This is a genomic window from Occallatibacter riparius (assembly GCF_025264625.1).
Classification (GTDB): domain Bacteria; phylum Acidobacteriota; class Terriglobia; order Terriglobales; family Acidobacteriaceae; genus Telmatobacter; species Telmatobacter riparius.
Genome location: NZ_CP093313.1, coordinates 3,009,693 through 3,021,847 on the forward strand (window position 1 = coordinate 3,009,693; position 12,155 = coordinate 3,021,847).

At 61.3% G+C, this 12,155-nt stretch carries 10 protein-coding genes; 6 read left to right on the top strand and 4 right to left on the bottom strand.

Annotated elements, in window-relative coordinates; translation table 11 throughout:
* Nucleotides 1-4 precede the first annotated feature (4 nt).
* Together MOP44_RS12145 and MOP44_RS12150 are read right to left on the bottom strand one after the other, a co-directional pair.
* Nucleotides 5-853, bottom strand: a complete 849-nt coding sequence (locus MOP44_RS12145; RefSeq protein WP_260796298.1) for an isocitrate lyase/PEP mutase family protein — start codon at nt 851-853, stop codon at nt 5-7.
* Nucleotides 854-859: 6 nt separating this feature from the next.
* Nucleotides 860-1,315, bottom strand: a complete 456-nt coding sequence (locus MOP44_RS12150) for an NIPSNAP family protein (RefSeq protein ID WP_260796299.1) — start codon at nt 1,313-1,315, stop codon at nt 860-862.
* A gap of 52 nt (nt 1,316-1,367) precedes the next feature.
* Between MOP44_RS12150 and MOP44_RS12155 the strand changes: the two genes are divergently transcribed.
* The gene (locus tag MOP44_RS12155; RefSeq protein WP_260796300.1) at nt 1,368-2,072 is read left to right on the top strand and encodes an ArsR/SmtB family transcription factor; all 705 of its coding nucleotides are present in this window, start codon (nt 1,368-1,370) and stop codon (nt 2,070-2,072) included.
* Nucleotides 2,073-2,076: 4 nt separating this feature from the next.
* On the opposite strand, the gene MOP44_RS12160 is transcribed toward MOP44_RS12155, so the two are convergent.
* The gene (locus MOP44_RS12160; RefSeq protein WP_260796301.1) at nt 2,077-3,528 is read right to left on the bottom strand and encodes a retropepsin-like aspartic protease; all 1,452 of its coding nucleotides are present in this window, start codon (nt 3,526-3,528) and stop codon (nt 2,077-2,079) included.
* A 104-nt stretch (nt 3,529-3,632) separates the two neighbouring features.
* Between MOP44_RS12160 and MOP44_RS12165 the strand changes: the two genes are divergently transcribed.
* Entirely contained in the window at nt 3,633-6,098 is a 2,466-nt protein-coding gene (locus tag MOP44_RS12165; protein ID WP_260796302.1) for a serine/threonine-protein kinase, read from the top strand.
* Nucleotides 6,099-6,157: 59 nt separating this feature from the next.
* Entirely contained in the window at nt 6,158-7,603 is a 1,446-nt protein-coding gene (locus MOP44_RS12170) for a glycoside hydrolase family 125 protein (protein ID WP_260796303.1), read from the top strand.
* Between the two features lie 85 nt (nt 7,604-7,688).
* On the opposite strand, the gene MOP44_RS12175 is transcribed toward MOP44_RS12170, so the two are convergent.
* Nucleotides 7,689-9,950: a beta-glucosidase gene (locus MOP44_RS12175; protein ID WP_260796304.1), complete on the bottom strand. Its 2,262-nt coding sequence runs from the start codon at nt 9,948-9,950 to the stop codon at nt 7,689-7,691.
* 186 nt (nt 9,951-10,136) lie between these two features.
* Here MOP44_RS12175 and MOP44_RS12180 point away from each other — a divergent pair, with 186 nt between their 5' ends.
* From MOP44_RS12180 to MOP44_RS12190, 3 genes are all read left to right on the top strand, one after another.
* Nucleotides 10,137-10,748 (top strand): GWxTD domain-containing protein, encoded by a 612-nt coding sequence (locus MOP44_RS12180; protein ID WP_260796305.1) that lies wholly within the window; start codon nt 10,137-10,139, stop codon nt 10,746-10,748.
* A gap of 140 nt (nt 10,749-10,888) precedes the next feature.
* Nucleotides 10,889-11,464 carry an elongation factor P gene (efp, locus tag MOP44_RS12185; protein WP_260796306.1) on the top strand — a complete coding sequence of 192 codons (576 nt, stop codon included), beginning with the start codon at nt 10,889-10,891 and terminating at the stop codon, nt 11,462-11,464.
* Nucleotides 11,465-11,525: 61 nt separating this feature from the next.
* Nucleotides 11,526-12,104 (top strand): DinB family protein, encoded by a 579-nt coding sequence (locus MOP44_RS12190; RefSeq protein WP_260796307.1) that lies wholly within the window; start codon nt 11,526-11,528, stop codon nt 12,102-12,104.
* Nucleotides 12,105-12,155 lie beyond the last annotated feature (51 nt).

The following is a 12,155-nucleotide window of genomic DNA, read 5'->3' on the forward strand; positions in this document are numbered from 1 at the left end:
TGAGTCAGTTCTGGCCGGAAGATTTGCGCCAGGATTCCAGCAGTGGCACCACATCTTTCGAGTTCGCTGCTGCCCCCTCTACAAACCCGAACGTGCCGTGAATCGCCATCTCTTTTGCGCTCAGAAGGAAGCCTCCTAGCGCCGCGCGGGCCAACGCGCTACCTGTGCTGATGCGCTTCACGCCGATCGCCGAAAGCTCCGCCGCGCTCAGCCGCATTGCCGGCATCCCCGCCAGCACATTCACCGGCCGATCCACCGACCCTACTACCGCCGCGATGTCTTCTCTGCTCGTGAGCCCCGGCGCATAGAGAACATCCGCGCCGGCCTCCTGGTACGCCTGCAGCCGGAGAATCGTGTCCTTCAGATCGGGCCGGCCATGCAGAAAGTTCTCGGCCCGCGCCGTCAGCGTAAAGGTGAACGGCAACGCCCGTACAGCCTCTGCTGCAGCCTGAATGCGCTCTCTTGCCTGCTCCAGCCTATAAATTGGATCCGCCTCATTCCCCGTCGCATCTTCAATCGATCCGCCCGCGAGCCCTTGCCCTGCGCCCATGCGAATCGTCTCTGCAACAGTCTCAGGAGAGTCTCCGAAGCCGTTCTCCAGGTCGGCGCTCACCGGCAGATCCGTCGCAGCCACCAGGTCCGCTACGTGCGCCATCATCGCATCGCGTCCCACTGCGCCATCAACAGTGCCGCGCGAAAACGCATAACCTGCGCTCGTAGTTGCCAGCGCTTCGAAGCCAAGTTGCGCGAGCATGCGCGCCGTTCCCGCATCCCACGGGTTCGGAATGATGAATGCCCTATCGCGCTCATGCAGCGCGCGAAACCTCTCTGCTTTTACCGCTTGCGTCACCATGACAGCTCACCCGTTCTGTTTCATATGCGATGGACGATGAATGGTCCCTTCGACACCTTCTACAAACGTCCGCTCCTCTCGCAGAATAAAGCGCAAATGTTGCGCCGTCGAGAAGTTCTCCATTGCTTCGCGATCCTCGCGCAGCCGCTGCCGATAAGCCTCGTATTCCGCAAGGCTGGCAAACGAGATTAGGCCCCAAGCAATGTCATTGGTGCCTTCGCGAGGCAGAAAATAGCCGACCAGGTCGCCGCCGCAGCGCGGAATGATGCGTCCCCAGTTCTCGGCATATTTCTGGAACGCTTCGCGCTGGAATGGATCGATCTGGTAGCGGATGAAACACGTGATCATCATGCGGGTTCTTGCCTCCGGGTACGCCGTAGTGCCGTCGAGCGCCTGCGCTATCGCGGCGACGGCCACGCCACCTAACACCGCGCGTCTTGTGAGTGGCGCTGCTGTTGCCATGCCGCCAGTATCCTCTCTTGCCCTGTAGCGACACTTCGATTACGGTAAAACTATGAATGCAGATGTCCCCGTAGATGCCGCTGTCTCGCGTATCGCGGCTGCCATCGGCGAGCCGGCGCGCACTCGCATGCTCTACTGCCTCCTCGATGGCCGCGCTCGCACCAGCACGGAACTGGCCATCATCGGCGAAGTCACTCCGCCAACTGCCAGCACGCATCTCAATCGCCTCAAGGCCGATGGCCTGGTGACCGCGCACGTCCAGGGAAGGCATCGCTACTACACCCTCGAGAGTGCTCACGTGGCCCGTGCTCTTGAAGCTCTGAGCGTCATCGCCGGCCGTCCTGCGAGGGAGTTTCAGCCGAGCACGCCAACGCGCTACCGTCTCGCGCGCAGTTGCTACGACCATCTCGCTGGCCGCATCGGAGTTGCGGTCTTCGAGCGCATGCGCGCCAATGGCTGGCTCCGCGGCATAGCGGCCGACGCCGCCAACAGCTACGACCTGACTCACGATGGCTCCTCCGCGATCGCTGCCATGCGGATCGACCTCGAGCAGGCCCGCGGGCAGCGCCGCCGTTTCGCATATGGCTGCCTTGACTGGAGCGAGCGGCGGTTTCACCTTGCCGGGGCGCTCGGCGCCGCTCTGTTTAAATCATTTCTTCAGTGCAGATGGTTGGAACGCGATCTCGATTCGCGCGCCCTCGTAGTCTCTGCTGCGGGTCGCCGCGAGTTGCGCAGCCGATTCAATGTGGAGTGTTGATGCCTTACTCCGGGCTGACGCTGAATCTCATCGTCCGGTAATCAAACGTATAGCTGCGCAATTGGTCGAGCACATCGATGCCGAGCACCCCATACACATCATCCAGAGCCGCCGAACCCAGCGGCTGCGCGAGCACCTGTAGATAGTGCGCCCGCACCATCGTTCCGCCTACATCCAGCGGCACCGTCTCTGCAAGATACGCCGGCTGCGGCGGAATCGAAGGATCCGACGGAATCGAGAATCGAGACGTTGGCTCTCCTGAGAACGCGCTGGCATGTTCGGCGTAGTACCGCGAAGTCAGATAGCTCTGCTGTCCGCCCGCATCCACCACAAACATCCGCTCGTTCCCCGTCGACCCCAGCGCGACGATCACCTGATCGCCATCCAAAAAGAAGTGGGCGCCCGGCGCATCTGTTCCATTCTTGCCGGCCGTTAAGGCCGCGCCGTCTTTTGTACTCGCAACCGTGGCCGGATCGGGCTCCTTTCCAGGAACTACCTCAATCGTCGCGTCGCCTGTGATCTTCACGCTGCCCAGCGCCTGTAGAGCCGCGTATCCAAGCACTCCCTGCACCTGGTATTTGGTCTGCGGAAAGGAATAGTCAGCGTCGTCAAACACAAATGCCGTCATATTCCGCAGCGTCAGCCTGCCGCCAATCGTGAAGCGAGGAATCACCGTCACGTGCACTTTGATCGGCTTGCCCGTGAGTGACCGAATCGTCACTGCGTCGTCCGAAACCTTCAGCCCCACTTCACGCGCGACCGAGCGCGCAACCAGATTGAACGGCGCTGTCGGATCGAGCATCCAGCTGTGCGGCGACGCATCCACAAACACCGGAATATCCGTCAGGCCCAGCGGGTTCTTGCTCACCTGCATCAGGAACTTGTCACATGGGTCTACGGTCATCGGCGGGTTGGCCGCAGCCAGCGGAAGCATCTTCACCGGCATCTCGATCTCGGCCTGTTCATCTGGGGTGAGCTTGCCCTCCATGCGCGATTCCAGTGTTTCGTACGCCTTGGCCGCCTTGCCCCAATCGCCCTCGCGCAGATAATCCTCTGCCAATGCTTTGCGCAGCAGCTTCTCGTTCGCCGTATCTCCGCTTGCCGTCACCTTGTCGATCAGCGGCTCGAGCAGTTCAATCGACTTCGGCGTGTCGTTCGATCGATTGGCAAGGAGGCCACGATAAAACTGGGCCTGTTCTGGAGACAGCTGGTCCAGCTCATCCGCAACCTGGAAGTATTGATGATCCGCAAGCAGATTCCGGATCCGCACCTCTGAAGTGACCCCGACGTTGGTTCCGGTGTGCACTTGTGCGCCTGTTCCGGGCTGCTGTTGATCCTGAGGCGCAGGTGAGGTCGTCTGTTGCGCAAAAGCGCAATTACCCGGCAGGTTCATCGCTGCCCACGCCGCCAACAGGCACCAGCTTCCCGCTTGTGCCTCTCTGCCCAACCTGCCCATGATTATTAAGACGGTAACAGATTCCCGGGATTTGCGAATCTGTCGATTTCCGACTGATTGAAAACGCTTTTAAATGAACCGCAATTAGACTGATAGCAGCGCGAATGGCAAAACGAACGATCGAACAATATGAGATTGTGCGCCGGCTCGGCGCCGGAGGCAGCGGCGTTGTCTACCTGGCAACCGACACCCTGCTGCAGCGCCCCGTCGTGCTCAAAATCCTTCGCACCGGCGTAATGTCGGCCGAGAAGGGCCGCGCCACCATGTTGCGCGAAGCCCGCCTCGCCTCTGCCATCGAGCATCCCAACGTCTGCGCCATTTACGAAGTGGGCGAGAGCGGCGGCGAAGCCTACATTGTCATGCAGTACGTCCCCGGCCAGTCGCTCGACCAGCTGATTGCGCGCGGGCCAGCCAGACCGCAGCTTGTCCTCTCGGTCGGCATTCAGGTTGCCGATGGCCTTCAGGCCGCCCATGCGCTCGGCATCTTCCATCGCGATCTCAAGCCGCAGAACGTGATGCTCACCGAAGGCGGCCTGGCCAAAATCCTCGACTTCGGATTGGCGCGCCGTCTTCGGCCTGAAGACGCTACCTTCGATCCAGCCAAGCCCGCGCTTGCCAAAGAGGCTAAGCTCGCCGCCACCTATACAGCGCGCGGCGGCACCATCCGCTACATGGCTCCCGAGCAGTTCGTCACCGGCCACTCCAGCGTGCAGTCCGACATCTGGGCTCTCGGCGTCATCCTTTACGAACTCGTCTCCGGCCGCTACCCGTTCGCGCGCCCTGATGCCGAAGACTTCCAGGCCATCCGCTCCATTCAGTTTGCCGATCCGCCTGATCTCGCCGAGGCAGCTCCGAACATCCCCGCCGAGCTGCGAAGCGTCATTCTGACGTGTCTCGAAAAGAATCCTTCCGCACGGTACACCTCCGCTGCCGAGGTCCGCGAAGCCCTCAAGACCATCATGAAGGCTCTGCAGATCGAAACCGGCAGTATCCCCGGCGATGCGGCTGCCAACCTGCCCACCACCGACGCCGAAGCCGAGAAGCGCAATACCGGCCTCCTTTCGATGCTCGCCGAGCGCTTCCGCGAGTCCGCCGGCGACCGCCCCCATCCGAACTCGCTCGTCGTCCTGCCGTTCGCGAATCTCGGTGCCAGCGAGGTTGCGCCGCTCTACGGCTACGCACTGGCCGACGCCATTGCGGCGCGCCTTGCGCGCATCCCAGGCCTTGTCGTCCGCCCCACCAGCACGCTCATGGCCCTGCCCGTCGCGCAGATGGATCCGCTCCAGGTGGGCCAGCGCCTTCTTGTTTCGTTCGTTCTTGCCGGCAGCTTTCTTCGCTCCCAGCACGGCTTCGACCTCAACTGGCAGTTGCTGGAAGTCGGCTCGCAAAGCGTCCGCTCCGGGGGAGCCATCCAGGTCACTTCGCTCGATCTCATCGCCGTCCAGAACGAAATCTCGACTGAAGTCTTTGCCGCCTTGCATGGCCTCAGCGCCAACGAGCAGATCGACGCTCCTCGCTCCGTCGCGCGCGAGGCCTCGCTTCCCGGTCTCGTCAGTGAAGAGTACCTGCAGGCTCGTGCTCTACTCAGCTCTTTCATGGTGCGCACCGGATCGCGTGCCGATCTCGACCGCGCACATGCGCTTTTCACCAGCGTCACCAGCAAAGACCCGGAGTTTGCTGCCGGTTGGAGTGGCCTCGGCATCGCCGAGTTGCAGTACACGCGCCACGGCTTCGCCGGCCAGAGCCACATCATGCTCGCGCGTCGCGCCTTTGACCAGGCTCTCAAACTCGACCCCGCCGCCACCGAGCCCAATCTTTACCGCGTGTACATGCTTCTCTCGCGCGGTGAAAAGGAATCCGCCCGTCACGGAATCCTGAACCTGCTCTCTATCGCCGAGAACGACTGGAACGTCCACATGGTCGCGGGGCTCGCGCTGCGCGGCGATGGAATGTACGATGAGGCGCTTGCCCAGTTCAACCGTGCTCTCAAGCTGAACCCAGCAAACGCGGCCATTCTTTATAACCATCGCGCCCGCGTCTATCACTACCAAAACCAGCTGGAACTCGCCGGCGATGAGCTCGACAAAGGGCTCGCTCTCGAGCCGCGGCACCCGTTGCTCCGCACATCTTCCGGCTATCAGCAGATGCGCCTCGGGAATATCGGCGCCGCCATCGATATCCTGGAGAGCGTCATCCGTGACGACCAGTTTCTCCGCATCGCCGTTCCCACGCTTGCCATCTGCTATGTGTCCGCCGGCGAGCGCGCCCAGGCCGCGGCGCTGCTCAAGGATGAGACGCTGGCTGCTGCCGAAGCTGACAGCGAGATGGCCTACCGGCTTGCAACGTACTTCGCCGTGGAAGGTGACGCCACGGAAGCGCTGCATTGGCTGCGCCGCGCCATCTATCTGGGCAACGAGAACTATCCCTGGTTCCAGAAGAATCCCGCGTGGAACAACTTCCGCACCAACGCCGACTTCGACCGCATCCTCGAAGACCTGAAGAAGTCGTTCCGCAAGAACCAGAAGACCTGGAAACGCCTCCTCGAGCAAGTCCCACGCGAACCCGAGTAAGGCTCCCTCGAACTCCCGCTGCCGCTCCCGCCGCTATCATTGAACCCGTGAGAACCCCGATGCATTCTGGCCCCCTGTCGCGCCGTACCGTCCTCCGCACCATGGCCCTTACCGCCGGAGCGTCGTGCCTCCCTGCCGCCGCTTCCTTTGCAGAATCTTCCTTCGAGTCGAAGCGCCCCGCACCCTCCGCCCGCAAATTCCGCAGCAAGGCTGTTGACGCCGCAATCGATGCCACGGCCGCAAAGCTCCGCGATCCCGAACTCGCCTGGCTCTTCTCCAACTGCCTGCCCAATACGCTCGACACCACCGTCGAATTCGGCAGCTACGAAGGCAAACCCGACACAGTGGTCGTCACCGGCGACATCCCCGCGATGTGGCTTCGTGATTCCTCGGCGCAAGTCTGGCCCTACCTGCCGTTCCTCGCGCAGGATGCCGATCTTGCTCACCTCATCGAAGGTGTCATCCGCCGCCAGACCCGCTGCATCCTGGCCGACCCCTACGCCAACGCCTTCATGCCAGACCTCGCCACCCGCACGCCGCTGGAGTGGTCGCGCGATGACAAGACCCAGATGCATCCCGGCGTCGGCGAGCGCAAATGGGAAGTCGACTCGCTCTGCTACCCGGTTCGCCTTGCGCACCGCTACTGGAAAGAAACGCGCGACACATCGCCCTTCGATGCACGCTGGGCCGAGGCGATGCACACCATCATCGAGACCTTCAAGACGCAGCAGCGCAAAACCTCGCGGGGTCCTTATTCATTTCAGCGCTCGTCGGCCGCTCCCACTGACACGCTCAGCGAGGACGGCTTCGGCAACCCTGCGCGGCCCGTTGGCCTCATCTTCTCCGGCTTCCGTCCCTCCGACGACGCCTGCGCTTATCCGCTCAACATTCCCGGCAACTTCTTCGCAGTCCGCACGCTGCTCCGGATCGAAGAAATGCTCACCGAGATCGCGCACGATGCCACCATCGCCCGCAGTGCGCGCCAGCTCGCGGACGAAGTCAAGGCCGCCCTCCATGCGAACGCGCGCCTTCATCACCCCACCGGAGGCGAAGTCTACGCCTACGAAATCGACGGCTTTGGCAACGCCATCTTCATGGACGACGCCAACGTTCCCAGCCTGCTGGCCATGCCATATCTCGAATCCTGCAACATCGACGACGCCGCATATCAAGCCACGCGGAAGTTCGTCCTCAGCGACGCCAATCCTTACTTCTTCCGCGGAACAGCGGCCGAGGGCATCGGAGGCCCCCACATCGGCCATGACATGATTTGGCCCATGTCCATCATCATGCGCGCCCTCACCACCCACGACGACCGCGAGCAACTGCAATGCCTGCGCTGGCTCAAATCAACCCATGCCGGCACCGGCTTCATGCACGAGAGCTTCAACAAAGATGATCCGAAGAAGTTCACCCGCTCCTGGTTTGCCTGGGCCAACACCCTCTTCGGCGAGCTCATCCTCACGCTTGCCAAGAATTCTCCCGGCGTCCTTGCGCAAGCCTGAATCGGTTTCCCGCGCATTTCATATTTCAGCGCAAACAAAAAGGCCGGAGCACCCGCTCCGGCCTCTTCGCATCAACAGCACTCAACTACTTCAAGCTCACCGTAGCCTTCAACGGAAGCTTGTCGCTCGATCCGCCGACCATCAGCGTGTAATCGCCCGGCAGCAGCGACCAGTCATTCTTGCTCTCATCCCAGATCGACAAATACTTCTTCTCGATCTCGATCGTGACCGGCTTCTTCTCGCCCGGCTTTAGATTCACCTTCGCGAATCCCACAAGCCGCTTCGGCGGTTCCTGCGCAGCAGCCGGCAGAGCGGCATAAACTTCCGCAACCTCCGCGCCTTCCTTCGCTCCGGTGTTGGCAAGCGTGAACGTCACCTTCACGGTGTCGCCCGCGTCGGCCTTCAGCCCCGAGTAGCCGAACGTCGTATACGACAGCCCATACCCGAACGGAAACAGCACCGTCTTCTTTTCGGTGTCATACCACTTGTAGCCCACCTTCACGCCTTCGTCGTAGGTCACGCCGTAGTCAGGCACCTTCGGCTCTGATCCGTCCTGAGACGGCGCGCTCCAGTGCATCGGCGGAGGCGGCGCAATCTTCGGCCTCGGCAAATCGTCTTCGCTCTTTGGGAACGTGTTCGGCAGCTTGCCGCTCGGATTCACAGTTCCGAACAGCACATTGCCTACCGCATTCGCGCCGTCCGATCCCGCATACCAGGCCTCGAGGATCGCCGCCGGAGCGTCCACCCACGGCATCGTCACCGGGCTGCCGGACTCCAGCACCACAACCGTGTGCGGATTCGCCGCGGCCACCGCCGCAATCACAGCATCCTGGTCCACTTCCTTGCCGTCAGCCTTGTACTTCTCCAGAGACAGGTTCGGCAGGTCCATGCCCTCGCTCTCCCACCGGTACGCGAAGACAATCGCCACATCCGCGCCCTTCGCTGCCGCGGCCGCGGCAGCCGGGTCGACACCCGCGTCGTACTTTACGTTCGCATGCGGAGCCCGCGCCTGGATCGCCTTCAACGGCGACGACGGGAACCAGATCTCCTCGAGCCAGTGTGTCGGCCCCTGCCCAAACGGCTTCAGCGCATTCCCGCCAATGGGATCCACCTGCGCCGAACCGCCGCCCGAGATCATGCCCACATCGCTGTGCGCGCCGATCACGGCAATCGTTTTCACCGCGTTCGCCTTCAGTGGCAGCGCGTTGCCCTTGTTCTTCAGCAGAACAATGCTGCCTTCTTCGATCTTCCGCGCCGTCTCCAGGCCCGCAATCGGATCAACAACGAACCGCTGCCGCGGATGATCGATCACGCCGGTTGCAAACATCGAACGCAGAATGCGGTGCACATGCTCATCCAATTCAGCCTGCGGGATTCTGCCTGCCTCCACGGCCTCCTTGTACTTCGGTCCGAAGAACCGCCATCCCGGCTGCTCGTTATCCAGCCCGTTCTTCGAAGCCTTCTCCGTCGAATGCGTTCCGCCCCAGTCCGACAGCACAAAGCCTGGGAACTTCCAGCCCTTCTTCAGCACTTCATTCAGGAGCCAGTCGTTCTCGCAGGCAAAGTCGCCATGCACCCGGTTATACGAGCACATCACCGCCGCCGGCTTGCCCTTCAGCACGCCAATTTCGAACGCCAGCAGATCGCTCTCGTGCGCCGCGCGCTTGTCCACTGTCACATCTACGATGTTCCGGCCGCTCTCCTGGTCGTTGAACGCGTAGTGCTTGATGTCGCCAATCACGTTCTGCGACTGCGTGCCCTGGATCAGCTTCGCCACCAGCTCGCCGGCCAGAATCGGATCCTCGCCCAGATACTCGAACGTCCGCCCATTGCGCGGCTCGCGTGTAATGTCCACGCCGCCGCCCAGCGTCATGTTGAAACCCTGCGCGCGCAGCTCCGTGCCGATCAGCTTGCCGTACTCATAGGCAGCATCGGTATCCCAGCTCGCTGCCGCTGCCACGTTCGCAGGCAGTGCAGTCGAGTAGCGTCCGTTCACGCCGCTTGAGCGCACGCCATATGCCGCGTCGCTCATGTCAATGCCCGGAATCCCCAGTCGCTTGACTCCCTGCGTATAGCCCACTCCGCGGTTCGAATCAGCATTCTCGGGCGTCACCGGTTCATCGGTAGGCATGCCCACGCCGTGCAGCAGCGCAATCTTCTCATCCAGCGTCAGTTCCTTGAGCACGAGATCGGCGCGCTCATCCGGCGACAGGCTCGTATTCTGCCAAGGCCCAGTCACCTTGTGTTGTCCCTGCGGCCGCTGGGCCAGCATGGGAATCGAAATCGTTGCGACAGTAGCGAGCGTCAGGGCCAGACGTACAGGTGAAGCAGGTCGGTTCGACCGCATAAAACCCCCAGTGATAAAACGTTTGTGTAGATCGCTCCAATTCAACTATGCCGCCCGCAAAGTTCGCAAGTGGGAATCGATACTTTAACCAAACTTAAGGTTTGGCCCTTCGCACCGCTTACCCTCGGCACAGGCAATCGGTCAAACCAGCGGTTACGCCACTACACTTTCATCGCGGAGGACCACATGCGGAACCCCCGATCTAACCACGTCGCAGCATCAATCGTCGCGCTTCTGCTCACCTGCACTGCGATCGGGATGAGGGCCAGTCTTTCCGCCCAATCGCCTGCCTCTGCAAACGGCGCTCACACTCCGCTTGTCGGTCCATACCTGACCTGGATTAATCAGGACGTCGTCTGGATCATGGCCGCTGATGAACGCGCCGCATACATTTCTCTGCCCACTAACTCCGAACGGCTCCAGTTCATCAAGGATTTCTGGGATCGCCGCAATCCCAACCCGGGTTCCAGCGAAAACATGTTCAAACAAGAGCATTACCGGCGTCTAGCCTACGCAAATCGGCGCTTCGCATCGAACCAGCCCGGCTGGGAATCCGATCGCGGCCGCATTTATATCATCTATGGCAAGCCGGACTCTATCGATGCACATCCCTCCGGCGGAAACGGGGAGGGAGGACCTTTCGAAGTCTGGCACTACAACCAGGCTCGCTCCAGCGCAGCGCAGGAAGGGACCACGGGGAACGGTGTTACATACGGGCTCGATCTCCGCAATGCCGACCTGCAATTCACTGATACCTGCCGCTGCGGCGACTACAAGTTGACCTCGCCCCTTCCGTAATTCAATCCGCAACTTTGGAAGCGAATCCGGGCTCCCCGTCCAAGCTCTGCTTGGGCCGGAGGCAACTCGCCCGCTCACACCCATTTACCATTGAGAATGGATCTGACCACTAATCTCTGATCGCTGACCACTGAGGGAATATGGCCGCACTCATCGACGCCATCGATATCAAGCGCAAGACCTATTTCGAGTTCGAGAACGCACCCTATCTCTGTCTCGACGTCGAAGTATCCACCCCCACCGCCCGCGGCGGCCAGACCCTTGTCCGCATCAAGATGCGCAACCTGATCACGCGTGCCGTCTTCGACAAGACCTTCAAGGCCGGTGAGAAGTTCAAAGAGCCCGATCTGGAAGACGTCGAAGCGTCCTACCTCTACAGCGACGCCGACGGCTCCTACTTCCTCGACCAGACCACCTTCGAGACCATCTCCCTGAATAAGGAGAAGCTCGGCGACGCGCTCGACTTCCTCACCGAGGGCGCCATGATCAAGCTCGATAAGTTCAACGGTAACCCAATCGGCATCCAGCTTCCCCAGCAGGTCGCGCTCAAGGTCGACTACACCGAGCCTGGGGTGCGCGGCGCCACGGCCTCTGCTACTTCAACCAAGCCCGCCCGCCTCGAAACCGGTATCGAGATCAAGGTGCCGTTCTTTGTGGAAATCGGCGAGACCGTCAAGGTCAACACCGAGACCCGCGAATTCTCCGGCCGGGCTTAACACCTTTTTCCAAAGCAACTGGTATGCTGGCCTCTCTCTTTCCGAGAACCAGGAGGTCCGTATGAAATGCAAGTTTTCTGCTCTCGTCCTAGGCCTGATAGCTCTTCCTGCCGCGCTGCTTGCCCAACAGGCAGCCCCAGCCCCATCCGCCGCACCCGCTAATCCCATCACCGCCAGTGAAAGGGGCCTCTATATGTACCTGAGCGGCGCGGTGGTTCGCGCCGCGGAAAAGATGCCAGAAGAGAATTACAGCTTCAAGGCCTCGCCGGATGTTCGCAGCTTCGGTCAGCTCATCGGCCACGAGGCTGACGCCAATAACATGTTCTGCGCGCTGGCCACCGGCGAACCTAATCCAGCCAAAAACATCGAAAAGACCAAGACCTCCAAGGCCGACCTGGTCGCGGCCGTCAAAGACGCCGTCGCCTACTGCGGCAAGGCCTTCGACGGCATGACCGACGCGAAGGGCGCCGAAATCATCAAGATCTTCGGCAGCATGAACATCGCACGCCTCACTGTCTTTTCGCTCAACACCGCCCACACTGACGAGCACTACGGCAACATCGTCACCTACATGCGCCTCAAAGGCATCGTGCCACCCACCAGCGAAAGCCAGCCCGCACCCGCATCCGCACCCAAGTAACCGCTGCTGGATCCCCAAGAACCAGAGTGTCCCATCCTGCGTTCGGGCTTT

What these genes read in the sequence shown, in the direction of transcription:
- MOP44_RS12150 (WP_260796299.1), bottom strand. Translation starts at nt 1,315, where the DNA reads ATGGCAACAGCAGCGCCACTCACAAGACGCGCGGTGTTAGGTGGCGTG.
- MOP44_RS12190 (WP_260796307.1), top strand. Translation starts at nt 11,526, where the DNA reads ATGAAATGCAAGTTTTCTGCTCTCGTCCTAGGCCTGATAGCTCTTCCT.
- MOP44_RS12160 (WP_260796301.1), bottom strand. Translation starts at nt 3,528, where the DNA reads ATGGGCAGGTTGGGCAGAGAGGCACAAGCGGGAAGCTGGTGCCTGTTG.
- MOP44_RS12170 (WP_260796303.1), top strand. Translation starts at nt 6,158, where the DNA reads ATGCATTCTGGCCCCCTGTCGCGCCGTACCGTCCTCCGCACCATGGCC.
- efp (WP_260796306.1), top strand. Translation starts at nt 10,889, where the DNA reads ATGGCCGCACTCATCGACGCCATCGATATCAAGCGCAAGACCTATTTC.
- MOP44_RS12155 (WP_260796300.1), top strand. Translation starts at nt 1,368, where the DNA reads ATGAATGCAGATGTCCCCGTAGATGCCGCTGTCTCGCGTATCGCGGCT.
- MOP44_RS12165 (WP_260796302.1), top strand. Translation starts at nt 3,633, where the DNA reads ATGGCAAAACGAACGATCGAACAATATGAGATTGTGCGCCGGCTCGGC.
- MOP44_RS12180 (WP_260796305.1), top strand. Translation starts at nt 10,137, where the DNA reads ATGCGGAACCCCCGATCTAACCACGTCGCAGCATCAATCGTCGCGCTT.
- MOP44_RS12175 (WP_260796304.1), bottom strand. Translation starts at nt 9,950, where the DNA reads ATGCGGTCGAACCGACCTGCTTCACCTGTACGTCTGGCCCTGACGCTC.
- MOP44_RS12145 (WP_260796298.1), bottom strand. Translation starts at nt 853, where the DNA reads ATGGTGACGCAAGCGGTAAAAGCAGAGAGGTTTCGCGCGCTGCATGAG.